We start from the raw sequence: 23,582 nt of genomic DNA, 5'->3' as shown, positions 1-23,582 counted from the left end.
GGGTGCGTGCGGGCCGTGTGGGTTTCGGGGCTCTGCCCCGCGCCCCGCTCCTCAATCGCCGGAGGGGCTTGATTCGCCCGGGCCGCCGTCCGGATCGGTGGAGGGACTTGATTCGCCCGGGCCGCCGTCCGGATCGGTGGAGGGACTTGATTCGCCGGGGCCGCCGTCCGGGTCGGTGGAGGGGCTTGATTCGCCCGGGCCGCCGTCCGGATCGGTGGAGGGGCTTGATTCGCCCGGGCCGCCGTCCGGATCGGTGGAGGGACTTGATTCGCCCGGGGCGGTCGGGGTCGGGTCCGTCAGGTAGCGCTGCAGGGTGGGGGCCACCATCTCGATGATCCTTTCCGGGGGCGCCGATGCCAGGGGCTCCGCCCTGAGCACGTACCGCAGCATCGCGATGCCCACCATGTGCGAGGCCGCCAGTTCGGCGCGGAAGGTGGGGTCGGGTACGTCGAGCTGTTCCGCGATCCGTCCGAGCAGGCGGCGCAGGACGAAGCCGCGCAGGACGGCCGCCGCCGCCTCGTTGGTCAGGGCCGACCGCAGGACCGCCAGCAGCGGGGTCCTGGAGGCCGGGTTCTCCCAGATCGCGATGAAGTAGCGGGCCAGCCGCTCCCCCAGGCCGTCCTTGTCGCTGCCGAGGATCGCCGGGACCACCAGGGCGGGCTCGAAGGAAAGCTCGATCGCGGCGGCGAAGACCTCGTCCTTCGTACCGAAGTAGTGATGGACCAACGCCGCGTCCACGCCCGCCGCCTTCGCGATCCCGCGGACCGACGTCTTGTCGTAGCCGCGCTCGGCGAACTCGGTGCGGGCGGACTCCAGGATCCGGGTACGCGCGTCGGGCCCCGCCGTCGCCGCGGTGCGGGCGGGACGGCCGCGGCGCCTGGGACCCGGGGCTTCGGCGCCCGCGGTCACGGGCGCGGCACCTGCGCGGAGGAGGCGAGGTGCAGCCGGGTGAAGGCCAGCGCCTCGGCGAGGTCGGCCTCGCGTTCGGCGGTGGACATCGCGCGGCGCGTGTTGACCTCGATGACGACATGGCCGTCGAAGCCGGACCGGGCCAGCCGCTCCAGCAGTTCGGCACAGGGCTGGTCGCCCCGGCCGGGCACCAGGTGCTCGTCCTTGCCCGAGCCCTTGCCGTCGGCCAGGTGGACGTGGGCCAGCCGGTCGCCCATCCGGTCGACCATGGCCATGCCGTCCGTACGCGCCGTCGACGTGTGCGACAGGTCGACCGTGAAGTGGCGGTAGTCGTCGTTGGTGACGTCCCAGTCGGGGGCGTACGCGAGCATCTCGCGGTCCCGGTAGCGCCACGGGTACATGTTCTCGACGGCGAACCGGACGTCGGTCTCGTCCGCCATCCGCCAGATCCCCGTGACGAAGTCGCGGGCGTAGTTGCGTTGCCAGCGGAACGGGGGGTGGACGACGACCGTCGACGCACCGAGTTTCTCCGCCGCGGCGCGCGCCCGCTGGAGCTTCACCCAGGGATCGGTGGACCAGACCCGCTGCGTGATCAGGAGGCACGGGGCGTGAACGGCCAGGATCGGCACCTGGTGGTAGTCGGAGAGCCGGCGCAGGGCCTCGATGTCCTGGCTGACGGGGTCGGTCCAGACCATGACCTCGACGCCGTCGTAGCCCAGGCGCGCGGCGATCTCGAAGGCCGTCGCCGTCGACTCCGGATAGACCGAGGCCGTCGACAGGGCGACCTTCGCATCCGGGATGCGCACCACTGGTTCTGCCACGCAGACAGCGTACGGGCAGCGGTGCGCGGCGCCGAGGGCGTCCGGCCGAAAGTGAGAAGGGCCATGACGGTGACACGCCCGGGACCGGCCCCCTTCAGTTGAGGGCCACGTCCTCCTTCGACGTCAGGTGGTCCAGGCGGCGCAGGATCACGCCCTCACGCAGCGCCCAGGGGCAGATCTCCAGGTCCTCGACGCCCAGGAGGTCCATCGCGCCCTCCGCGACCAGCGCGCCCGCCAGCAACTGGGCGGACCGTCCCTCGGAGACTCCGGGCAGGGTCCCGCGCTCCTCCACCGTCATCGCGGCCAGCTTCGGCACCCACTCCTCCAGGGCCTTGCGGCTGAGGGTGCGCTGCACGTACAGCCCCTCGGTGGAGCGTGCGGCGCCCGCGATCCTGGCGAGCTGCTTGAAGGTCTTGGACGTGGCCACGACGTGGTCGGGGCGGCCGAAGCGGGTGAACTCGCCGACACTGCGGGCGATCCGCGCCCGTACGTGGCGGCGCAGCTCCTTCACCTCTGCCGGGTCCGGCGGATCGCCGACCAGCCAGCCGGCCGTGAGACGTCCGGCGCCCAGCGGCAGCGACACGGCCGCGTCGGGCTCCTCGTCGATGCCGTACGCGATCTCCAGCGAACCGCCGCCGATGTCCAGGACCAGCAGCTTGCCCGCCGACCAGCCGAACCAGCGCCGCGCGGCGAGGAAGGTGAGGCGGGCCTCCTCCGTGCCGCTGAGGACGGCGAGGTCGACGCCCGTCTCGTCGCGCACCCGGGCGAGCACCTTGTCGGCGTTGCTCGCCTCCCGCACCGCGGAGGTGGCGAACGCCAGCACGTCCTCGCAGCCCTTGTCCTCGGCGGCCTGGAGCGCACCGGCGATCGTCGTCACCAGCCGGTCCACACCGAGCGGGCCGATCGCCCCGTCCCCGTCGAGGAGCTCGGCCAGGCGCAGCTCCGCCTTGTGCGAGTGCGCGGGCAGCGGGCGGGCGCCGGGGTGCGCGTCGACCACCAGCAGATGAACCGTGTTCGACCCCACGTCGAGGACTCCGAGTCTCATATGCAGAACGCTACTGCGGCCGTGGGGGCGGGTGGACCGGCGCACGGACCCGCGCAGGTGCTCGGCGGTCTTACTCTGGGCGCGTGCCAAAGACGAAAAAGGCGAAGCCGGGCAAAGTCACGAAGAATCAGAAGACGAAGCAGGAGATGCAGCAGCCGCAGACAGACGGACCCCAGGGGTCCGACGAGACGGGGATCGACTTCGCGCGCGCGTGGGTGGAGTTCCCGGACCCCGCCGACGACGAACAGGTCTTCCGCTGTGACCTGACCTGGCTGACGTCCAGGTGGACCTGCATCTTTGGCAGTGGCTGCCAGGGCATCCAGGCCGGTCGCGCGGACGACGGGTGCTGCACCCTGGGCGCCCACTTCTCGGACGAGGACGACGAGAAGCGGGTCGCCGAGAACGTGGCCCGGCTCACGCCGGACCTGTGGCAGTTCCACGACGTGGGCACGGAGTCGGGCTGGGTCCAGACCGACGACGACGGGGAGCGGCAGACACGGCGCTGGGAGGGGTCCTGCATCTTCCAGAACCGTCCCGGATTCGCCGCGGGAGCCGGCTGCTCCCTGCACATCCTGGCTCTGCGGGAGGGCAAGGAGCCCCTGGAGACCAAGCCGGACGTGTGCTGGCAGCTGCCGGTCCGGCGTACGTACGACTGGATCGACCGGCCCGACGACACGCGCGTCCTCCAGGTGACGATCGGTGAGTACGACCGCCGGGGCTGGGGACCGGGCGGCCACGACCTGCACTGGTGGTGCACGTCGGCGACATCGGCGCACGGTGCCGGGGAGCCGGTCTACGTGTCGTACCGGCCGGAGCTCACCGAGCTGATGGGCAAGCCGGCGTACGACCGGCTGGTCGGGCTGTGCGAGGAGCGGCTCTCCTCGCTGCTGCCGATGGCCCCCCACCCGGCGGACCCGGTGAACCCCGCGTAGAAACCGGGGGCCCGTCAGTCCGCCGCCGGCGGGGTGCTCGGGCCCTTGCCCGGGTCCGACGGGGACGGGGAGTCCGTCGTCGGGTCCGGGGACGGGGCCGGGCTCGTCGGGGAACCCGGGTCCGTCGGGGTGCTGCCCGTCGGGTCGGGGGTCGGCGTGGGCGTCGGGTCGGGGTCCGGTGAGGACGGCGACGGCTCCTGCGGAACGGGCGGGCGCGGACGGGACGGGCCGCTCGGCAGGGGCGGCCTGGGCGCGGTGGTCGATGCCGGTCCGCCGTACCCGTGCATCGCCACGACCGATCCCGAGGGGGCGACGGCGATCCGTGCCGTCCAGTACCCGTCCGGTTCGCGCGCGTGGTCCACGAGGACGCGGACCGTGATGCTGTCGCCCGCCCCGAGCGTTCCCGAGGTGCGGCTCAGACGCAGCCAGGACTGGCCCGTGCCGGCCGACCAGACGACCGGGCCCGCCTTCGACGCGGTGAGCGTGATCGTCGTCGTGCCGCCGGAGGACCGGGCCTCGACGGTGAGGCGGCCCGCGGCGGCTCCCGCGCCGCCCCCGTCCGGGCCCGTGCCCACGCTGATGACCTCGGCGGAGACGTCCGGGAGGCGGGCGCCGTCCGTGAAGCCGGGGCCGGGCTCGGGGCGCGCGTTGCCCGCGTTCTCGTAGTGGCCGTACGGGTCGTCGCTCGCGTGGTCGCCGTCCGCCTCGGTCGCGGTGACCGCCGAACCGTCGCGCCCCTCACCGGTGAGCGGGGCGCCGCGGTAGGCGGACCACAGGGCGATCACGGGGGCGGCGACGACCGTGGCGACGACCGTCGTCGTCATGACCCTGGACCGCATCCGGTCCCGGCGCGCGGCGTGGTCCTTCGGGTCCATCGGGAAGCCCGTCCGGTCGAACCGGGGAGTGGCGGACCGATTCTTCTGATGTTTCCGCGCGTACATCATCGCCACATAGGCGGAGGGCCGCGGCGCCTCGACGACCGCCAGCGCGGCCACGGGCGTGACCGCGGCGCCCGGCCAGGGCCCCCGGGCGTCGGCCCGCTCGGCGGCGCGGCGGCAGCTCGGGCAGTCGTCCACATGCCGTACGAGCTCGCGGCGCAGGGTGGCGGAGAGCAGCACACGGTGGTCGCCGGTGAGCCGGCCGACCGCGGGGCAGTTGCCCTTCTCGACGACCGCGAGGGCGGCCCTCGTCCGTTCCACTTCGCAGGCGGCGGCGGCCAGGAGCTCCCGGGCCGTCGCGGGTTCCAGCCCGAGGACGGCGGCGACGGCGCGCGGGGTGAGGCGGTGGCGGACGGCGAGCTCCAGGGCCTCGCGCTGTTCCGGGGTGGTGCCCGCCGCCTCGGGCCAGGCCAGCTGGGCCAGCTCCCGGCGGTGGGCCTCGGCGGCCGCGGGGCCCTCCATGGGGGCGGCGGAGGGGAGAAGCGGGGCGGACGCCGACGCGGCGGGCCGGAGCGCGGAGGACGACGGGGGCGCGGCGGGTGCCGCGGACGCCGGCTTCACGGTGTGCGCGCTCCCGGGCGTACGCCGTCCCGCGCGGGCCCCCGGTACCGCGGGGCCGCGACGCTCGTCCTGCGCCCTGGCCGGCTGCCTGCGCGCCTGCGGCCCGTCGGGCCTGCGGTGCGCCCGGCGGCCCTGCTTCTGCTCGCCGAGCCTGCGCAGGCACATCCACCTGGCCAGGGCGTACAGCCAGGTTCTGCGCTCCTCCTCGCCGGTGGGGCACCGGCCGTTCTGCCGCTCGGCCAGCGCCAGTACGCCGCCGAGCGCCTCCGTGGCGGCGTCGTGGTCGCAGAGGACGGAGAGGCAGTACGTGAACAGGCCGTCGAGATGCGGCTCGTAACGGGCGGGAGGCTGCTTCGGCGAGGAGTGGGGCGCGCGGTGCTGCGCCCGGTGTGCGCCGGGGGTGCTCGTGGGGGTCTCCAGCCTGCTGCTCGTCACCTTGCGACCGTAGGCAGCGCAGGGCAGGGCCCTGGCACCCCTTGCGCACATTTAACCCTTACGGGTGAACGTATCGCTCAATAAGGGACAGGAATCCATGATTCCGCACCCTCGCGCGGGCTCCGCCGCCCGCGCCCGCACCGCGGCGGGCCGCACTGTCCGACCCCACCTATACGGTGGCGCCATGGCTGCCCGTACGAAATCCGCGAAGGACCGGCCGTCCTACCGCTGCACCGAGTGCGGCTGGACGACCGCGAAGTGGCTCGGCCGCTGCCCCGAGTGCCAGGCGTGGGGGACGGTCGAGGAGTTCGGCGGCGCCCCCGCGGTGCGCACCACGGCGGCCGGCCGCGTCTCCACCGCCGCGCTCCCCATCGGCCAGGTCGACAGCCGCCAGGCCACCGCCCGCTCGACGGGCGTGGGCGAGCTGGACCGGGTACTGGGCGGCGGTCTGGTGCCCGGTGCCGTCGTGCTGCTCGCGGGCGAGCCGGGCGTGGGGAAGTCGACACTGCTGCTGGACGTGGCGGCCAAGGCCGCGAGCGACGAGCACCGCACCTTGTACGTCACGGCGGAGGAGTCCGCCAGCCAGGTCAGGATGCGCGCCGACCGGATCGGGGCGATCAACGACCATCTGTATCTGGCCGCCGAGACGGATCTGTCCGCGGTCCTCGGTCATCTGGACGCGGTCAAGCCGTCCCTGCTCGTCCTGGACTCCGTGCAGACCGTCGCCTCCCCCGAGATCGAGGGCGCGCCCGGCGGGATGGCGCAGGTCCGCGAGGTGGCCGGGGCGCTGATCCGGGCCTCCAAGGAGCGCGGCATGTCAACCCTGCTGGTCGGCCATGTCACCAAGGACGGGGCGATCGCCGGGCCCCGGCTGCTGGAGCACCTGGTCGACGTGGTGCTGTCGTTCGAAGGTGACCGGCATGCCCGGCTCCGGCTCGTGCGCGGCGTCAAGAACCGTTACGGGGCGACCGACGAGGTCGGCTGCTTCGAGCTCCACGACGAGGGCATCACCGGCCTCGCCGACCCCTCCGGTCTCTTCCTCACTCGCCGCGACGAGCCCGTGCCCGGCACCTGCCTGACCGTCACCCTGGAGGGCAAGCGCCCGCTGGTGGCCGAGGTGCAGGCCCTCACCGTCGACTCCCAGATCCCTTCGCCCCGGCGCACCACCTCGGGGCTGGAGACGTCCCGGGTCTCGATGATGCTGGCCGTGCTGGAACAGCGCGGCCGGATCAGCTCGCTGGGCAAGCGGGACATCTACAGCGCCACGGTCGGCGGCGTGAAGCTCTCCGAACCGGCCGCGGACCTCGCGATCGCGCTCGCCCTGGCCAGCGCGGCCAGCGACACACCCCTGCCGAAGAACCTGGTGGCGATCGGCGAGGTGGGCCTCGCGGGCGAGGTCAGACGGGTCACCGGGGTCCAGCGCAGACTGGCCGAGGCGTACCGTCTGGGCTTCACGCACGCCCTGGTCCCGACCGATCCGGGGAAGGTCCCGGCCGGTATGAAGGTCACAGAAGTGGCCAACATGGGCGATGCGCTCAGGGTGCTCCCACGCCGCTCTCGTGCACAGGCCCCGCAGGAGGACGGCGCACGCCGGTAGACTTTGCCCTGGTCTCGCCCGTCCGTACGAACGGTATGAGGGACATAGGGTCTTTCATCTGGATCGGGATCGATCCGAACGAGAGGCCCCGAGGGCACCGCAAACCTGTGACCGGAGGAGTGCAGTGGCAGCCAGCGACCGGGCAGCATCGCCCGGAAAGTCCGGCCAAGGCACCGGTAACGAGGCGCTGATGCGCGCCTCGTTGACCGCCGTCGCGCCCGGAATGGCCCTGCGGGACGGCCTGGAGCGCATCCTCCGTGGCAACACCGGCGGGCTGATCGTGCTCGGCATGGACAGGACCGTCGAGTCGATGTGCACCGGCGGCTTCGTGCTGGACGTGGAGTTCACCGCGACCCGGCTGCGCGAGCTCGCCAAGCTCGACGGGGCACTGATCCTCGACAAGGACATGACCAAGATCCTGCGGGCCGGCGTCCAGCTGGTCCCGGACGCCTCGATCCCCACCGAGGAGACGGGCACCCGGCACCGCACGGCGGACCGGGTCTCCAAGCAGTGCAACTTCCCGGTCGTCTCGGTCTCGCAGTCGATGCACCTCATCGCGCTGTACGTGGACGGGGAGCGCCGGGTCCTGGAGGAGTCCGCCGCGATCCTCTCCCGCGCCAACCAGGCGCTCGCCACGCTGGAGCGGTACAAGCTCCGGCTCGACGAGGTCGCGGGCACGCTCTCCGCCCTGGAGATCGAGGACCTGGTGACGGTCCGGGACGTGACGGCCGTCGCCCAGCGTCTGGAGATGGTCCGCCGGATCGCGACCGAGATCGCCGAGTACGTGGTGGAGCTCGGGACGGACGGCCGGCTCCTCTCGCTCCAGCTCGACGAGTTGATCGCGGGCGTGGAGCCGGAGCGCGAACTGGTCGTGCGCGACTACGTGCCGGAGCCGACCGCGAAGCGCTCGCGCACGGTGGCCGAGGCGCTCACCGAGCTGGACGCGCTGTCCCACACCGAGCTGCTCGAACTCCCGGTCGTGGCCAGGGCGCTGGGCTACAGCGGCTCCCCGGAGACGCTCGACTCGGCTGTGTCGCCGCGCGGCTTCCGACTGCTGGCGAAGGTACCGCGACTGCCCGGGGCGATCATCGACCGGCTGGTGGAGCACTTCGGCGGCCTGCAGAAGCTGCTTGCCGCGAGCGTCGACGACCTCCAGACGGTCGACGGTGTCGGCGAGGCGCGGGCCCGCAGCGTGCGCGAGGGCCTGTCGCGCCTGGCCGAGTCGTCGATCCTCGAACGGTACGTGTAGCCGGGCGGAACGGCAGCCCTGCCGACCGGCGCACCCGCCGGACCGCGCCGCTCCCGGCGCATCCGCCGCTCCGGGTGCTCCCGGTCCTCCGCGGACCTGCCCCTCGCCGCCGTCAGCCGTTCGCTGCCATCAGCCGTTCGCCGTCGGCCAGTCCTTCGCCGTCGGTCAGCCGTTCGCCGCCGTCCGGTCCTTCGCCGCCGTCATGCGTTCGCCGTCGGCCAGTCCTTCGCCGCCGTCATGCGTTCGCCGTCGGCCAGTCCTTCGCCGCCGTCATGCGTTCGCCGTCGGCCAGTCCTTCGCCGTCGGTCAGCCGTTCGCCGCCGTCATGCGTGCGCCGTGGTCAGGCGTGTGCGGTCGTCAGTCCTTCGCGAGGACGAACGAGGCGCGCTGCACGGGCTCGCCCGGGGCCTTCGCCTCGACCAGGTACGTACCCGCGCCCACGGCCCCCGCGGGCGGCGTCGCGCACTTCGGGGCGCTCTTCGCGCGGTCCCACTCCACGGCGTGCTCGACGGTCGCGCCGGCCGGCACCTTCAGCAGCACGGCGGCCGCGTCGCGCGGGCAGTCCTTGGAGGACCACACCTCCTCGTCGTCACCGCCGGCTTCCGTGACGGTGAGGACCGTGGACTTCGGGCCGAAGTCCGCCTTGCACGCGGTGGACGAGGTGTTCGTGGCGATCAGCCGGAACTTCGGCTTCTCGCCGGGCCCGTAGCGGAGTTCCGTCTTCAGCGTCAGCCGCAGCGCGGCGGGCGCGCAGTCCGGGAGCGAGGAGCCGGGCGGGAGCTGCTGCCCCGCGGTCGCGCTGCCGGCGCCACCGCCCGTACCGGAACCGGAGCCGGAACCGGCTTCCGCGTCCGCGCCGTTGCCGCTGTCGCCCGTACCGTCACCGGTTCCGCCGGAGCCCGCGTCCGAACTTCCGCCGCCGCTCCCGCCGCTGCCGCCGGTGTCGCCCGACTCGTCGCGTCCGCCCGGCTGTTCACTGATCGCCGGGCCCGAACCTGAGGGACCGGGCGTGATCGAGTCGGCGGGACCGGAGCCGGGGGCCCGCGAGTCGTCGTGATTCCCGTTGCCACCACCGTTGGTGACGGCCCATACGACCAGCAACGCGAGCAGCGCAATCAGCGTCGCCGCTACCGCCCTCCGTCGCCAGTAGATGGTGGAGGGAAGCGGCCCGATCGGATTACGCAGAGATCCCACGGCGCAAACTGTACGAGAGAACGGCACCAACTCCCGCCCCACCCGCCGCTACAGGGGGCCGAGTTTTGCGGATCATCATCCTGGGCGGCCCGTTCCCGCTCCGCCCGCACGCTCCGGGCACCGCACGTGATCACGTCGACGCTCTGGGTGACTCCGCGCGGGGGTCGTGGGCCAGTTGCCGCAACGGCTCGCGGGACGTGCCGCCACTTGCCGGAACGCGGGTCCGGCGGGGCACGGAAAGACGGGGGTCACTATCACTCCAAGGGCTTTTATGAGGGGCGACACCCCCGTGCCCCTGACCTCTCTCTGCACTTCCGTGCCAGGATCGACGGTGCGATGACTGCCACGACTGCGACACAGACGCCCCCCACCTCCCTCCACACTCCCGTCATCGGGTGGTTCGACCAGCACGCCCGCGATCTGCCCTGGCGCCGCCCCGAAGCGGGCGCCTGGGGCGTGATGGTGAGCGAGTTCATGCTGCAGCAGACCCCCGTCAACCGGGTCCTCCCGGTGTACGAGCAGTGGCTGGCCCGCTGGCCGCGACCCGCCGACCTCGCGGCACAACCGCCCGGCGAGGCGGTCCGCGCGTGGGGCCGGCTCGGTTATCCGCGGCGGGCCCTGCGCCTGCACGGCGCCGCCCAGGCCATAACGGAACGGCACGGCGGCGACGTACCGAGCGAGCACGCCCAGCTCCTCGCCCTGCCCGGGATCGGCGAGTACACGGCGGCCGCCGTGGCCTCGTTCGCCTACCGGCAGCGGCACGCCGTCCTCGACACGAACGTCCGCCGGGTGTTCGCCCGGGCCGCGACCGGCATCCAGTACCCGCCGAACGCGACCACCGCCGCCGAACGCAAACTCGCCCGCGCCCTGCTGCCGGACGAGGACGAACAGGCGGCCCGGTGGGCGGCCGCGACGATGGAGCTSGGCGCGCTCGTCTGCACCGCGAAGAACGAGGACTGCACGCGCTGCCCGATCTCGGAGCAGTGCGCCTGGCGGCTGGCCGGGAAGCCCGCGCACCAGGGACCCCCGCGCCGCGGCCAGACCTACGCCGGCACGGACCGGCAGGTACGCGGCAGGCTCCTCGCGGTGCTGCGCGAGTCGGTGACCCCGGTCCCGCAGTCCGCGCTCGACGCGGTGTGGGAGGAGCCGGTGCAGCGGGCCCGCGCGCTGGACGGCCTGGTCGCCGACGGCCTGGTCGAACCGCTGGCGGGCGGCCAGTACCGGCTGCCGCTGACCTGACGGACCGGGCGGGGCCGTTCCGGTTCACCGGCCCTTTCGTCCCTCTCCTCCTGCGCTGTTACACAACCGATGGGCAGCCGTGCGTCCGCGTACGGCTGCTCCGCACAGCCTCGTGACAACCGCTCCGTAGCGTCACCGAAGTCAGCCCGACGACCAGGCGGCTGGCGGTGGTCTACGGGGTTTCACGGGGACGGAGGCGGTTGTCATGGCGCAGGGTGAGGTGCTCGGTTTCGAGGAGTACGTACGGACCCGGCAGGACGCGTTGCTGCGCAGCGCGCGCCGGCTGGTCCCCGATCCCGTGGACGCGCAGGACTTGCTGCAGACCGCGCTGGCCCGCACCTACGGCCGCTGGGACGGCATCGCCGACAAGTCCCTGGCCGACGCCTATCTGCGCCGCGTCATGATCAACACCCGCACCGAGTGGTGGCGTGCGCGCAAGCTGGACGAGGTCCCCACCGAGCAGCTCCCCGACGCCAGTGTCGAGGACGGCACCGAGCAGCGCGCGGACCGCGCCCTGCTGATGGACGTCCTGGGCGTGCTGGCTCCCAAGCAGCGCAGCGTGGTCGTGCTGCGACACTGGGAGCAGATGAGCACGGAGGAGACGGCCGCGGCGCTCGGCATGTCGGCCGGTACGGTGAAGAGCACCCTGCACCGGGCCCTGGCACGACTGCGCCAGGAGCTGGAGAGCCGGGAAGCGGCGAGCCGTGCGGAGCGGATCCGTGAGGACGGGGAGCGCGTGGCGGATGTACGCGTCGCGGCGCCCCGGACCCCGGTCCGGTCGCGGGCACAGGCGGGGGCGCCCCGGGAGGGGCGTCACGACGAGCGGGGGCGGGAGCGGTGCGCGGCCTGACAGGCAGCGGTGAGGGCGGCGCCGGGAGCGGCGGCCCCTTCACCGGAGGACCCACGGAGGACGGGACCGGCTTCACCGGCGGACCCACCGTGGACGGATCCGCCTTCACCGGCGGACCCACCGGAGACGGGACCGGCAGCGGGCGCAGGCCCCGGCTGACCGGCTGGGCGGCGAGCAGCACGGCTCTGGCCGGGCTCGCCGCCTTCGGGCTGTTCGCCGTCAGCTGCTCCACCGGAGGCACCGGCACCCGGGACGAGGGCCCGGCGGGCAGCCAGCCGGTCGCCCAGGTCACGCCCAGTGCCACGGTCCCGTCCACGGCGAGGCCGACGCCCCGGGTCGACGCGGTGGGTCTGCTCAAGGCGGATTCCGGGGTGAGCGAGCGGGTCAGGACGGATCTGAGGCCCTGCACCGGTGACGAGTACCCGGTGGACACCTCGTACGGCACCCTGACCGGCGGCCCGTCCGCCGACGTGGTGGTGAACGTGATGACCTGCGGCGACTCGGTCGGCGTGGGCACGTATGTGTACCGGCCGCGGCCCGACGGTACGTACGAGAACGTGTTCACCATCGAGCAGCCGGCGGTCTACGGGACCATCGACCGCGGTGATCTCGTGGTGACGACGCAGGTGTACGGGAAGAAGGACGCGGTCGCCTACCCCTCGGGCGAGGAAGTGATCACGTACCACTGGGCGAACACCCGGTTCAGCGAGCAGGACCGGGTGCACAACGACTTCAACAGAGCCGTCGGTGCCGGGGACGGGGACTTCCCCCAGCCGGCCGAACCGACGAAGAACTGAGGGCAGTCCGATGGCCGAGACCCATGTCCTGTTCGTCGAGGACGACGACGTCATCCGCGAGGCCACCCAGCTGGCGCTGGAGCGGGACGGCTTCGTGGTCACCGCGATGCCCGACGGCCTCCTCGGCCTCGAAGCGTTCCGGAGCAACCGGCCCGACATCGCGCTGCTCGATGTGATGGTCCCCGGTCTGGACGGGGTCAGCCTCTGCCGGCGTATCCGGGACGAGTCGACGGTTCCGGTGATCATGCTGTCGGCGCGGGCCGACTCGATCGACGTGGTGCTCGGCCTGGAGGCGGGCGCCGACGACTACGTCACGAAGCCGTTCGACGGAGCGGTCCTGGTCGCCAGGATCCGGGCCGTGCTCCGGCGCTTCGGCCATGCCGCCGGGAGCGGGTCGGGCGGCGGCGAGAGGGCCGAGGGGTCCGAGGGCGGCGTGCTCGTCTTCGGTGACCTGGAGGTCGACACGGAGGGCATGGAGGTGCGCAAGGGCGGCGAGCAGGTGGGGCTGACCCCCACCGAGATGCGGCTGCTGCTGGAGTTCTCGTCCGCGCCCGGCACCGTCCTCTCCCGCGACAAGCTGCTGGAGCGGGTCTGGGACTACGGCTGGGGCGGCGACACCCGGGTCGTGGACGTCCATGTCCAGCGGCTGCGGACGAAGGTCGGCCAGGACCGGATCGAAACGGTCCGCGGCTTCGGCTACAAGCTCAGGCCATGAGGCGCCCGGCCCTGCGGACGGGCGTCCGCTGGAAGATCAGCATCGCGATCGCGGCGGTCGGCGCCCTGATCGCCGTCGCGCTGAGCCTGGTCGTCCACAACGCCGCCCGGGTCTCCATGCTGGAGAACGCGCGCGAGGTCCAGCTGGAGCGGCTGAACTACGCCCAGCTGCTCTACGAGGCGACGAAGACGAAGAAGGCCGATCCCCGCTTCGGGGCGAAGCTCAACGATCCGACGATGCCGCAGAGCCTGCGCCAGGAGACCCGGCGCAACCGGCGCGCCACGCACGTCGAGGACGGCGGCGGAGTGCCCGACGTCTGGGCGGCCGTACCGCTGCCCGGCGGCGACGTGCTCTCGCTGCACACGCGTTTCGCCGACCGCTCCACCACGATCCTGGGCGATCTCGACCGGGCCCTGATCATCGGCTCGGTCTCGGTGGTCTTCGGCGGCTCCGCGCTGGGCGTGCTGATCGGCGGCCAGCTCTCGCGCCGGCTGCGCAAGGCGGCGGCCGCCGCCGGAAGGGTCGCGCAGGGCCATACCGATGTACGGGTCGGGGACGCCGTCGGCGGGGTCGTGCGGGACGAGACCGATGAGCTGGCCGGTGCGGTGGACGCCCTGACGGACGCGCTGAACGAACGGATCGAGGCGGAGCGCCGGGTCACCGCGGACATCGCGCACGAACTGCGCACCCCCGTGACGGGTCTGCTGACGGCCGCCGAGCTGCTGCCGCCGGGCCGCCCCACGGAGCTCGTACGGGACCGGGCGCAGGCGATGCGCACGCTGGTCGAGGACGTGCTGGAGGTGGCCCGCCTGGACAGCGCGTCCGAGCGGGCCGAGCTGCAGCAGGTCGCGCTGGGCGAGTTCGTGAGCCGCCGGGTGGCGCTGCTGGACCCCGAGGTGCGGGTCCAGGTGGTCCACGAGTCGTGGGTCAGCACCGATCCGCGCCGGCTGGAGCGCATCCTGTTCAATCTGCTGGGCAATGCCGCCAAGCACGGCTCCACCCCGGTGGAGGTGACGGTCGAGGGCCGGGTGGTGCGGGTCCGCGACCACGGCCCCGGGTTCCCGGCGGCGCTGCTGCGGGAGGGGCCGAGCCGGTTCCGTACCGGATCCTCCGACCGGGCCGGGCACGGGCACGGGCTGGGGCTGACGATCGCGGCCGGTCAGGCCCGGGTGCTCGGCGCCCGGCTGACCTTCCGCAACGCGGCGCCCGACGGCGCGGCCGAGGGCGCCGGCGGGGCGATCGCCGTCCTGTGGCTGCCCGAGCACGCACCCACCGACACCGGCAGCTTCCCCATGCTCCAGCTGGGCGAGCAGCGCGGCCCGGAACCCAGTGGCAGGAAGTCCGCCGGCCGCGGCAGCCGCTCCGACCGATGAGCGGCCGTTCCGCACGGAGATACGGAAAGGCCGCGGGGCGCCTGCCCCGCGGCCCTTCCCGTACGAGGACGGCTACACCGCGTCGGCCACCGGAGCGGCCTTCTCCGGGCCCGCGCCCCGCAGCGGCACCTCCTTGACGAACAGCGCCGCCACCAGGGCGACCAGTCCGACCGAGGCGCCGACCAGGAAGGCGATGTGCGTGCCGGACGCCACCGCGTACTCGTACGCCTCGCGCACCGGCACCGGCAGCTTCGCCAGACTCGCCGCGTCCAGCTGGGCCGCGTGCATGGTGGCGCCCGCACCGCCGCGGGCGGACATCTCGTCGCTCACCCGTCCGGTGAACAGCGCGCCCATGATGGCGACACCGAAGGAGCTGCCGAGCGTACGGAACAGGGTGGTGGAGGACGAGGCGACGCCCATGTCCTTCATCTCGACGCTGTTCTGGGCGACGAGCATCGTGATCTGCATCAGGAAGCCCATGCCCGCACCGAGCACCGCCATGTAGACGCCGGAGGTGAACCGGGTGGTGCCCGTGTCCATCGTCGAGAGCAGGAAGAGCCCGGTGACCATCAGGATCGATCCCACGATCGGGAAGATCTTGTACCGGCCGCTGCTGGTGGTGATCCGCCCGGCTACCAGCGAGACGATCATCATCGCCAGGAGCATCGGCAGGAGCAGCAGTCCGGAGTTGGTCGCGGACGCGCCCTGGACGGACTGCTGGAACAGCGGCAGGTAGAGCACCGCGCCGAACATCACGAAGCCCGCCATGAAGCCGACCACGGACATCAGCGTGAAGTTGGCGTTGCGGAAGATGTGCAGCGGGATGATCGGTTCCGCGGCCTTGGTCTCGACGAAGAGGAAGCCGGCGATCGCGGCGACGCCGATCGCGATGAGCTCCATGATGACGCCGGAGTTCCAGTCGTACTCCGAACCGCCCCAGGTGGTCACCAGCACGATCGCGGTGATCCCGACGGTCAGCAGTCCGGCGCCGAGGTAGTCGACCTTCGCCCTGGTGCGCTCCCGCTTGGGCAGGTGCAGCACGGTGACGATCATGGCCAGGGCGACGGCGCCCAGCGGCAGGTTGATGTAGAAGCTCCAGCGCCAGCCGAGGTGGTCGGTGATGGTGCCGCCGACCAGCGGTCCGCCGATCATCGCGATCGCCATGACGCCGGCCATCATGCCCTGGTACTTGCCGCGCTCGCGGGGCGGCACGAGGTCGCCGATGATCGCCATGACACCGACCATCAGACCGCCGGCGCCGAGCCCCTGAACCGCCCGGAAGCCGATCAGCTGGCTCATGTCCTGAGCCATTCCGCTGAGGACCGAGCCGATCAGGAAGATCACGATGGACGTGAGGAAGATGCCCTTGCGCCCGTACATGTCGCCGAGCTTGCCCCAGATGGGGGTGGAGGCGGCGGTGGCCAGGGTGTAGGCGGTGACGACCCACGACATGTGTTCCAGGCCGCCGAGACTGCCGACGATGGTCGGCATGGCGGTACCGATGATCAGGTTGTCGAGCATGGCCAGCAGCATGGCGATCATCAGGGCGAGCACCACCACCCGCACACTGCGCTGCTGCGGGGCGGGTGTCTCCGCCGGTCCGGGCGGTGCCTCCGCCTTCCCGTCCGCCGCCTTCATCAGGTCCGCCATGTTCCCCAACTCCCCGGTTCCCCTGTACACCGGGCCCTTACTTGCCGCCCGGCTAGTTGACTACACTAGGGGGAAGGTAGCGCCGTAACTAGCCGGGCGTCAAGTAAGTTTTTTTGGGAGAGCACCATGGGCAGCACGCCGCAGCCGCGCCGGGGCAACACCCGCCAGCGCATCCAGGACGTCGCCCTGCACCTCTTCGCCGAACAGGGCTACGAGAAGACCTCACTGCGCGAGATCGCCGAGCACCTCGACGTCACCAAGGCCGCGCTGTACTACCACTTCAAGACCAAGGAAGACATCCTGGTCAGCATCTTCGAGGACCTCAACCGGCCCGTCGAGGAGCTGATCACCTGGGGTGAGACGCAGCCACGCACGCTGGAGACGAAGAAGGAGATCCTCAGCCGCTACAGCGAGGCGCTGGCGGGCGCCGCCCCGCTCTTCCGCTTCATGCAGGAGAACCAGGCGACCGTGCGCGACCTGAGCATCGGCGTGACGATCAAGGACCGGGTCCTGGCGCTCGTGGACCTGATCAAGGATCCCCACGCACCGCTCACCGACCAGGTGCGCTGCTTCAGCGCGCTCTTCACCCTGCACGCCGGCATGCTCGCGCTGAAAGACGTCGACGGCGACCCCGAGGACAAGCGGAAGGCCGCCCTCGAAGTCGCCGTCGAACTGGTCACGCGGGCCCACGGCCCGGATTCCGGCCGGTAGCGGGGTGCCGGCCGGTCAGACCGAGATGCCGTGGTGGTGCAGGAAGTTGACCGGGTTGACCGCCGAGCCGTAGTTCGGGGTGGTCCGGATCTCGAAGTGCAGGTGCGGACCGCTGGAGTTGCCGGTGTTGCCGGAGAGAGCGATCTTCTCGCCCTTCTTCACGTGCTCACCGATGTGCACCTGGATCTTCGAAAGGTGCGCGTACTGCGAGTACGTACCGTTCTTGTGCTTGATCACGATGGCGTTGCCGTACGCGGGACCGTCGCCGCCGCCGTTCGGGCCGGCCTTGACGATGGTGCCGCTGTGCGCGGCCTCGACCTTGGTGCCGATCGGCACGGCGAAGTCCTGGCCGGAGTGCTTGTGCGACCAGCGGCTGCCGTCGTTGCCGAAGCTGGCGCTCAGCTGGTAGTGGTCGACCGGGGTCTCCCAGGCGAGCTTGGCCTTCTTGGCGGCGGCCTTCTTCTTCGCGGCCGCCTTCTTCTTCTCGGCGGCGGCCTTCTTCTTGGACGCCTCGGCCTTCTTCGCCGCGGCGTGCTCGGCCGCCTTGCCCTGCGCGGCCGCCTGCTGGGCGACCGACTCGGCGGTGGTCGCGCTCGCCAGGCTCGCCGTACCGGTGGTACCCGCCGTGCCGGCCGCGAACGCAGCGCCCGCACCGAGAACCATCGACGTCCCCAGACCGGCTGCCACGACGGCGCCACGGACACGGGAAGCGGACGGGCGGCGGGTCTGGAACGTAACGCGCTTCGACATAAGCAGAAAACCTCCGGGATGACTGGACCCGGCGTCGTGCCGGGCTGGCCATACCTTGGTAACCCGCACCCCCGGATGCACTCAAACCCCCCATCTACGAAGAAAAGCCGTAGCCGGAGGCCCGGGAATTCGCTGCCGCAGGGCCCGCTCCACACCCCTCGACCGCTGCCGAAAGTCTTCGTCAGGACAGGTTTAACCCCAGTTCCAAACCGTCCATACCGGACACCGGCCCGCCCTCCAGGCGGTTCACCCCCCATACCCGAAGGGCCCGCCGCGCACCGGGCCGAAGGTCCCGCCCGCGATCAAGGCGTTTCCTCCTAACATGCCTAGTAGGCCTCGAAAGGGCTGTGCGCCTTGTCACCGGCGGTGGGACCAAGGGCTGTCCGTTTCGGGACCTTCGGCCCGGGGTGACGGCGCTACCCGACGGGCAGCGCCGTCACCTTCTTCGCGTGCAGAGCCACCAGCTGGTTGCCGCCCGCGGCCAGGTACCACCGCTGGAGGTCTCCGCTGCCGTCGTTGTACGTCCAGTGCAGCTTCCCGCTGCCGGGGTCGTAGGCGTGGATGCCGCCGTCCTTGTCGAACTCCGTCGCCCCGTAGAGGACGTCGCCCACCTTCGCGAACTGCCAGGGGGCGGCTACGTCCAGGCTGCCCTTGTCGTGCCAGTGCGCCTTCCCGGTCGCGGGGTCGGCCGCCCAGAGGCCGTGCGCGCTGTCGGAGACGTAGAGGACTCCGTCCAGGACCGCCGGGTCGTTGAACCGGCTGAACTCCTCGGTCCTGAAGGACCAGCGCTCCTTGCCGTCCGCCAGGTCGTAGGCGCGCATCCGCTCCCCGTTGGCGAGGATGGCGAGGCCGTCGTGGACCACGAAACCGCGGTTGTTGGACCGGCCGATCTTCTTCGTCCAGATCTGGCGGCCGGTCACGGTGTCGCGCACCGTGAGGTTCTCCCGGAAGTCCGTGTAGACGAGACGCCGGCCGGCCACCCGCGCGGTGATGCCGTTCTCCTCCGTGCCCTTGTCGCGCTTCTCGCGCCAGAGGACCTTCCCCGAGGTGGTGTCGATCGCGGCGATCACGTTCTCCGGCGTCCTGAACTCCTCGTCCAGGATTCCCGCGACGACGTAGAGGCGGTTCGTGTCCACGGCGATGGGCCGGGGCTGGGAGTACTGCTTCCCCATGTGGCTGCGCCAGGTGTCCTTGCCCGTCTCGGCGTCCAGGCCGACGATGTTCCCGTCGTAGCGGGCGCTCTGGAGGTAAAGCGTCCCGTCGCCGACGAGCATGGTGGCGCCCGGAGTGGTGACCTCGGCGCGGGACCAGATCTCCTTGCCCGTGGATATGTCGCGGGCCACCAGCGGATCGCCCGAGACCAGGACGACGTTGCCCACGACCGCGATCGCGTCGATCCAGGCCAGTCCGTCGAACGTCGAGGCGTGCTGCCAGGAGGGCTTCGGCTTGCTCCCCGCCTTCGGCGTACTGGGCCTCGGCACGTCCGGTCCGCCGGCGCCCGGCTCGTCCTCCGGCCCGCAGGCCGATGCGCCGGCCCCCAGCAGCACCAGCCCGGCTCCCGCCGCCTTCATCATCTGCCTGCGTGACACATCGCGTCTGCGCATGATCTGCTCCGGCCCCCTCGCTGTCTCGTCCGCACCCGGACGACGTGTCCGGAGCCGGGCCAGACTAGCCAGCGATTTTCCGCCCCCGCGCGGCCCGGACCCGACCGGGACATCCCTGTGACACGCCCGTCACTGTGTACGCAACAGCAAAGAGGCGGCCCCGAACCGGTGTGAAACCGGTCGGGGCCGCCTCTTCGTGCGCTCGGGCGCTAGGCGCCGCTCACGCTTCCTTCGTCATGTTCGGGCCGGCGCCGCCTGCCGCCTGCTCGATCGGGGGGACGTCGGGCAGAGCCGACTTCTCCTCGCCGCGGAAGGTGAACTTCTGCTCGTCACCCTCGCCCTCGGTGCCGACGACCACGATGTGACCGGGGCGCAGCTCACCGAAGAGGATCTTCTCGGAGAGGATGTCCTCGATCTCGCGCTGGATCGTCCGGCGCAGCGGCCGGGCGCCCATCACGGGGTCGTAGCCCTTCTTCGCCAGCAGGGACTTGGCGGCCGGGCTCAGCTCGATGCCCATGTCGCGGTCCCGCAGGCGCTCGTCCACCTTGGCGAGCATGAGGTCGACGATCTGGATGATGTCTTCCTCGGTGAGCTGGTGGAAGACGACCGTGTCGTCGACACGGTTGAGGAACTCGGGCCGGAAGTGCTGCTTGAGCTCTTCGTTGACCTTCGTCTTCATCCGCTCGTAGTTCGTCTTGACGTCGCCCTGGGCGGCGAAGCCCAGGTTGAAGCCCTTGGAGATGTCCCGGGTCCCGAGGTTGGTCGTCATGATGATGACCGTGTTCTTGAAGTCCACGACCCGGCCCTGGGAGTCGGTCAGGCGACCGTCCTCCAGGATCTGGAGCAGGGAGTTGAAGATGTCGGGGTGGGCCTTCTCGACCTCGTCGAACAGGACGACGGAGAACGGCTTGCGGCGCACCTTCTCGGTGAGCTGGCCACCCTCCTCGTACCCGACGTAGCCGGGGGGAGAGCCGAAGAGCCGCGAGACCGTGTGCTTCTCGCTGAACTCCGACATGTCGAGGGCGATCAGCGCGTCCTCGTCACCGAAGAGGAACTCGGCGAGCGTCTTGGACAGCTCGGTCTTACCGACACCGGACGGACCGGCGAAGATGAACGAGCCACCGGGGCGCTTCGGGTCCTTCAGACCGGCTCGCGTACGGCGGATCGCCTGCGAGAGGGCCTTGATGGCGTCCTTCTGGCCGATGACGCGCTTGTGGAGCTCGTCCTCCATGCGCAGCAGACGGGAGGACTCCTCCTCCGTCAGCTTGAAGACCGGGATGCCCGTGGCGGTGGCGAGGACCTCGGCGATGAGCTCGCCGTCGACCTCGGCCACGACGTCCATGTCGCCGGCCTTCCACTCCTTCTCGCGCTTGGCCTTCGCCGCCAGCAGCTGCTTCTCCTTGTCACGGAGAGACGCCGCCTTCTCGAAGTCCTGGGAGTCGATGGCCGACTCCTTGTCGCGACGCACGCCCGCGATCTTCTCGTCGAACTCGCGGAGGTCCGGCGGCGCGGTCATCCGGCGGATGCGCATCCGGGATCCGGCCTCGTCGATCAGGTCGATCGCCTTGTCCGGCAGGAAGCGGTCCGAGATGTAGCGGTCGGCCAGCGTCGCGGCCTGGACCAGCGCCTCGTCCGTGATGGACACGCGGTGGTGGGCCTCGTAGCGGTCGCGCAGACCCTTGAGGATCTCGATGGTGTGCGGCAGCGACGGCTCCGCGACCTGGATGGGCTGGAAGCGTCGCTCGAGAGCGGCGTCCTTCTCCAGGTGCTTGCGGTACTCGTCGAGCGTGGTGGCGCCGATGGTCTGGAGCTCGCCTCGCGCCAGCATGGGCTTGAGGATGCTCGCCGCGTCGATCGCGCCCTCGGCGGCGCCCGCACCCACGAGGGTGTGGAGCTCGTCGATGAACAGGATGATGTCGCCGCGGGTGCGGATCTCCTTGAGGACCTTCTTCAGGCGCTCCTCGAAGTCACCGCGGTAGCGGGAGCCGGCGACCAGCGCACCGAGGTCGAGGGTGTAGAGGTGCTTGTCCTTGAGGGTCTCGGGCACCTCGCCCTTGACGATGGCCTGCGCCAGGCCCTCGACGACCGCCGTCTTGCCGACGCCGGGCTCGCCGATGAGGACCGGGTTGTTCTTCGTACGGCGGGACAGCACCTGCATGACCCGCTCGATCTCCTTCTCGCGCCCGATGACCGGGTCGAGCTTGGATTCACGAGCGGCCTGGGTGAGGTTCCGGCCGAACTGGTCGAGCACCAGCGACGTGGAGGGCGTGCCCTCCGCGGGGCCGCCCGCTGTGGCCGCCTCCTTGCCGCCCGAGTAGCCGGACAGCAGCTGGATGACCTGCTGGCGCACCCGGTTCAGGTCGGCGCCCAGCTTCACGAGGACCTGGGCGGCGACGCCCTCGCCCTCGCGGATCAGGCCGAGCAGGATGTGCTCGGTGCCGATGTAGTTGTGGCCGAGCTGAAGGGCCTCGCGGAGCGACAGCTCCAGGACCTTCTTGGCTCGGGGCGTGAAGGGGATGTGACCGGACGGGGCCTGCTGGCCCTGACCGATGATCTCCTCCACCTGCTGGCGGACCGCCTCGAGCGAAATCCCGAGGCTCTCCAGGGCCTTAGCGGCGACACCCTCACCCTCATGGATCAGGCCCAGGAGGATGTGCTCGGTGCCGATGTAGTTGTGGTTGAGCATCCGGGCTTCTTCCTGAGCCAGGACGACAACCCGCCGCGCGCGGTCGGTGAACCTCTCGAACATCGTTAATCGCTCCTCAGAGCGGTCAGGCAGTAAGGGGTCGGTCCCCTCCCTGTCCTTCCGCAGCTTAGTCCCGCAAGCGGGGACCGCTCATTTCGACTGCCGACACCCGGCCCTGCTTCCCGGGGGGATCTCCTGCCCCGAACGCCGACAACTGCTCCAACCCGATGGTGCGAGACGATGTTCCCGCAGGCCAGGCAGATACCCCTATCGCCTGTACGCCGATGGCGAACGTGAGACGTCCGTGGCTTGCGTGTCGCCCCTCCCCACTAGGGATGTCTTACCCGCAATTACAGACAGTCCATGCGGCGTACGCGGGTTCCCTCCGCTACGGGCGAACATATTCGTACTCCCGAATGCGCCCGTACGCCCCCAACCCGGACACAGTACGCGTTCGATCAAGGACTCTGCGTAACTCTTGGCGCGGCTCGGGAGTTCTTCCGTCATGACTCCCACCGTCCCGCCTCCCCGCACGGCGCTCCCCGCGGAGCGGAACAGTCGCGCCGACGGTGTGTCACGGGGCGCGTGTGCCCGGTGGTACGAGCAGGAGCTCGGCTGGGCGACGGCCGGCAGTGCGCCGGTGAGGCTGCTGACCGGGCTGCGGTTCGACGCGCTCGTCGTCCCGGCGGCCGCCGGTCGTGCCGCGCTGGAGCGGGTGGGCGCCACCGGCCCTGTGGCGCTGGCGGGCCGGCGGATGAGTCTGCTGGTGGCGCCGGGGAGCGCCGACGAGCTGCCGGGGCTGCTCGACTGGCTGGAGTGGGGCGGGGTCGCCCTCGACCTGACCGCCCTCGGTGTGGGCGGGCGGATCACCGCGCCGCCGCCGCCGGGCCGGCCGGGTTCGCCGGGGGCCGCCGTATGGCTGCGGCCCCCCGGCCCACCGCACGGGCAGGAGGGGGAGCCGGTGTTCCCGGCCCTCTCCGGCTTCGGGAGCAGGGGTGGGGATGCTCCCGATCTCATCCGGCTCGTGGACGCCGTGGCGACGGAATGCCACCGGGCACGGCTGGCGCGTGCCCGGACGGGGTTGCCCCCCAAAAATTCGGCTGCTCAGCCGTTGGCCTTCTCGTAAGCCTCACGGATCTCCGCGGGAACACGGCCGCGGTCATTCACGCTGTGGCCGTTCTCGCGCGCCCACTTACGGATCTCCGCGGTGTCCTTGTTGCCGCCGGGAACGGCGCGGCCCTTGCCACGACCGGACGCCGCACGGCCACCGGTACGCCGGCCGCTCTTCGCGTACGGCTCCAGAAGAGACCGGAGCTTGTCCGCGTTGCTCGTGGTGAGGTCAATCTCGTACGTCTTGCCATCGAGAGCGAACGTCACGGTCTCGTCCGCCTCGCCACCGTCGAGGTCGTCAACAAGAAGGACCTGAACCTTCTGTGCCACCGGGATTTCCTTTCATCGAAAATGGAGTACGCGGAAAGGAAACCGCTTTTCACCGGAAAACACAAACCCCCGGGAGAGGTTCAGGA

At 71.4% G+C, this 23,582-nt stretch carries 19 protein-coding genes and 1 pseudogene; 10 read left to right on the top strand and 10 right to left on the bottom strand.

The window, feature by feature from the left end; all coding sequences use genetic code 11:
• Window positions 1-291 precede the first annotated feature (291 nt).
• The 3 genes and pseudogenes from EAO72_RS28580 to EAO72_RS28570 all read right to left on the bottom strand — a co-directional run.
• Window positions 292-909 (bottom strand): annotated as a pseudogene (locus tag EAO72_RS28580) (TetR/AcrR family transcriptional regulator); the annotation flags it as partial.
• Window positions 906-1,730 carry a sugar phosphate isomerase/epimerase family protein gene (locus EAO72_RS28575; protein WP_148020038.1) on the bottom strand — a complete coding sequence of 275 codons (825 nt, stop codon included), beginning with the start codon at window positions 1,728-1,730 and terminating at the stop codon, window positions 906-908. The gene EAO72_RS28575 and the pseudogene EAO72_RS28580, both read right to left, overlap by 4 nt.
• Before the next feature lie 94 nt (window positions 1,731-1,824).
• A complete protein-coding gene (locus EAO72_RS28570; RefSeq protein ID WP_148020037.1) occupies window positions 1,825-2,775 on the bottom strand; it encodes a Ppx/GppA family phosphatase in 951 nt (316 codons plus the stop codon).
• Window positions 2,776-2,858: 83 nt separating this feature from the next.
• On the opposite strand from EAO72_RS28570, the gene EAO72_RS28565 reads away from it, so the two are divergent.
• Window positions 2,859-3,707 (top strand): hypothetical protein, encoded by an 849-nt coding sequence (locus tag EAO72_RS28565; RefSeq protein WP_148020036.1) that lies wholly within the window; start codon window positions 2,859-2,861, stop codon window positions 3,705-3,707.
• Window positions 3,708-3,721: 14 nt separating this feature from the next.
• Here EAO72_RS28565 and EAO72_RS28560 read toward each other — a convergent pair whose 3' ends face one another.
• Entirely contained in the window at window positions 3,722-5,641 is a 1,920-nt protein-coding gene (locus EAO72_RS28560) for a hypothetical protein (protein ID WP_148020035.1), read from the bottom strand.
• A 184-nt stretch (window positions 5,642-5,825) separates the two neighbouring features.
• On the opposite strand from EAO72_RS28560, the gene radA reads away from it, so the two are divergent.
• Together radA and disA are read left to right on the top strand one after the other, a co-directional pair.
• Window positions 5,826-7,238: a DNA repair protein RadA gene (radA, locus tag EAO72_RS28555; RefSeq protein WP_148020034.1), complete on the top strand. Its 1,413-nt coding sequence runs from the start codon at window positions 5,826-5,828 to the stop codon at window positions 7,236-7,238.
• Window positions 7,239-7,362: 124 nt separating this feature from the next.
• Window positions 7,363-8,487, top strand: coding sequence for a DNA integrity scanning diadenylate cyclase DisA (gene disA / locus EAO72_RS28550; RefSeq protein WP_114245192.1), 1,125 nt, complete (start codon window positions 7,363-7,365; stop codon window positions 8,485-8,487).
• A 357-nt stretch (window positions 8,488-8,844) separates the two neighbouring features.
• Here the strand turns inward: disA and EAO72_RS28545 are convergent, their stop codons facing one another.
• Window positions 8,845-9,681, bottom strand: coding sequence for a hypothetical protein (locus EAO72_RS28545; protein ID WP_261991657.1), 837 nt, complete (start codon window positions 9,679-9,681; stop codon window positions 8,845-8,847).
• A 336-nt stretch (window positions 9,682-10,017) separates the two neighbouring features.
• Between EAO72_RS28545 and EAO72_RS28540 the strand changes: the two genes are divergently transcribed.
• The 5 genes from EAO72_RS28540 to cseC all read left to right on the top strand — a co-directional run bounded on the left by EAO72_RS28540 (window position 10,018) and on the right by cseC (window position 14,655).
• Entirely contained in the window at window positions 10,018-10,920 is a 903-nt protein-coding gene (locus EAO72_RS28540; RefSeq protein ID WP_148020033.1) for an HhH-GPD family protein, read from the top strand.
• Window positions 10,921-11,125: 205 nt separating this feature from the next.
• A complete protein-coding gene (locus EAO72_RS28535) occupies window positions 11,126-11,770 on the top strand; it encodes a SigE family RNA polymerase sigma factor (RefSeq protein WP_148020032.1) in 645 nt (214 codons plus the stop codon).
• Window positions 11,758-12,567, top strand: coding sequence for a hypothetical protein (locus EAO72_RS28530; protein WP_410090513.1), 810 nt, complete (start codon window positions 11,758-11,760; stop codon window positions 12,565-12,567). The genes EAO72_RS28535 and EAO72_RS28530 overlap by 13 nt, the downstream gene beginning before the upstream one ends.
• Window positions 12,568-12,577: 10 nt before the next feature.
• Window positions 12,578-13,282: a two-component system response regulator CseB gene (gene cseB, locus EAO72_RS28525; RefSeq protein WP_148020031.1), complete on the top strand. Its 705-nt coding sequence runs from the start codon at window positions 12,578-12,580 to the stop codon at window positions 13,280-13,282.
• The gene (gene cseC, locus EAO72_RS28520) at window positions 13,279-14,655 is read left to right on the top strand and encodes a two-component system sensor histidine kinase CseC (RefSeq protein WP_148020030.1); all 1,377 of its coding nucleotides are present in this window, start codon (window positions 13,279-13,281) and stop codon (window positions 14,653-14,655) included. Before cseB ends, cseC begins: the two co-directional genes overlap by 4 nt.
• A gap of 72 nt (window positions 14,656-14,727) precedes the next feature.
• Here the strand turns inward: cseC and EAO72_RS28515 are convergent, their stop codons facing one another.
• Complete coding sequence (locus tag EAO72_RS28515; RefSeq protein ID WP_148020029.1) at window positions 14,728-16,305, bottom strand: MDR family MFS transporter; 1,578 nt, start codon at window positions 16,303-16,305, stop codon at window positions 14,728-14,730.
• A 126-nt stretch (window positions 16,306-16,431) separates the two neighbouring features.
• On the opposite strand from EAO72_RS28515, the gene EAO72_RS28510 reads away from it, so the two are divergent.
• Window positions 16,432-17,016, top strand: a complete 585-nt coding sequence (locus EAO72_RS28510; RefSeq protein WP_148020028.1) for a TetR/AcrR family transcriptional regulator — start codon at window positions 16,432-16,434, stop codon at window positions 17,014-17,016.
• Window positions 17,017-17,031: 15 nt separating this feature from the next.
• On the opposite strand, the gene EAO72_RS28505 is transcribed toward EAO72_RS28510, so the two are convergent.
• The 3 genes from EAO72_RS28505 to EAO72_RS28495 all read right to left on the bottom strand — a co-directional run bounded on the left by EAO72_RS28505 (window position 17,032) and on the right by EAO72_RS28495 (window position 22,119).
• Window positions 17,032-17,766 carry a M23 family metallopeptidase gene (locus EAO72_RS28505; protein ID WP_148020027.1) on the bottom strand — a complete coding sequence of 245 codons (735 nt, stop codon included), beginning with the start codon at window positions 17,764-17,766 and terminating at the stop codon, window positions 17,032-17,034.
• 416 nt (window positions 17,767-18,182) lie between these two features.
• Complete coding sequence (locus tag EAO72_RS28500) at window positions 18,183-19,370, bottom strand: outer membrane protein assembly factor BamB family protein (protein WP_148020026.1); 1,188 nt, start codon at window positions 19,368-19,370, stop codon at window positions 18,183-18,185.
• A 220-nt stretch (window positions 19,371-19,590) separates the two neighbouring features.
• Window positions 19,591-22,119, bottom strand: coding sequence for an ATP-dependent Clp protease ATP-binding subunit (locus EAO72_RS28495; protein ID WP_148020025.1), 2,529 nt, complete (start codon window positions 22,117-22,119; stop codon window positions 19,591-19,593).
• A gap of 442 nt (window positions 22,120-22,561) precedes the next feature.
• On the opposite strand from EAO72_RS28495, the gene EAO72_RS28485 reads away from it, so the two are divergent.
• Window positions 22,562-23,182, top strand: a complete 621-nt coding sequence (locus EAO72_RS28485; RefSeq protein WP_148020024.1) for an SCO3374 family protein — start codon at window positions 22,562-22,564, stop codon at window positions 23,180-23,182.
• On the opposite strand, the gene EAO72_RS28480 is transcribed toward EAO72_RS28485, so the two are convergent.
• Entirely contained in the window at window positions 23,161-23,496 is a 336-nt protein-coding gene (locus EAO72_RS28480) for a histone-like nucleoid-structuring protein Lsr2 (RefSeq protein WP_148020023.1), read from the bottom strand. The two genes, EAO72_RS28485 and EAO72_RS28480, sit on opposite strands and share 22 nt — an antisense overlap.
• Between the last annotated feature and the right edge of the window lie 86 nt (window positions 23,497-23,582).

The organism is Streptomyces sp. OR43 (genome assembly GCF_008042275.1).
In the GTDB taxonomy this organism is placed as follows: Bacteria; Actinomycetota; Actinomycetes; order Streptomycetales; family Streptomycetaceae; genus Streptomyces.
This window is presented reverse-complemented; position numbering and strand designations above follow the sequence as displayed.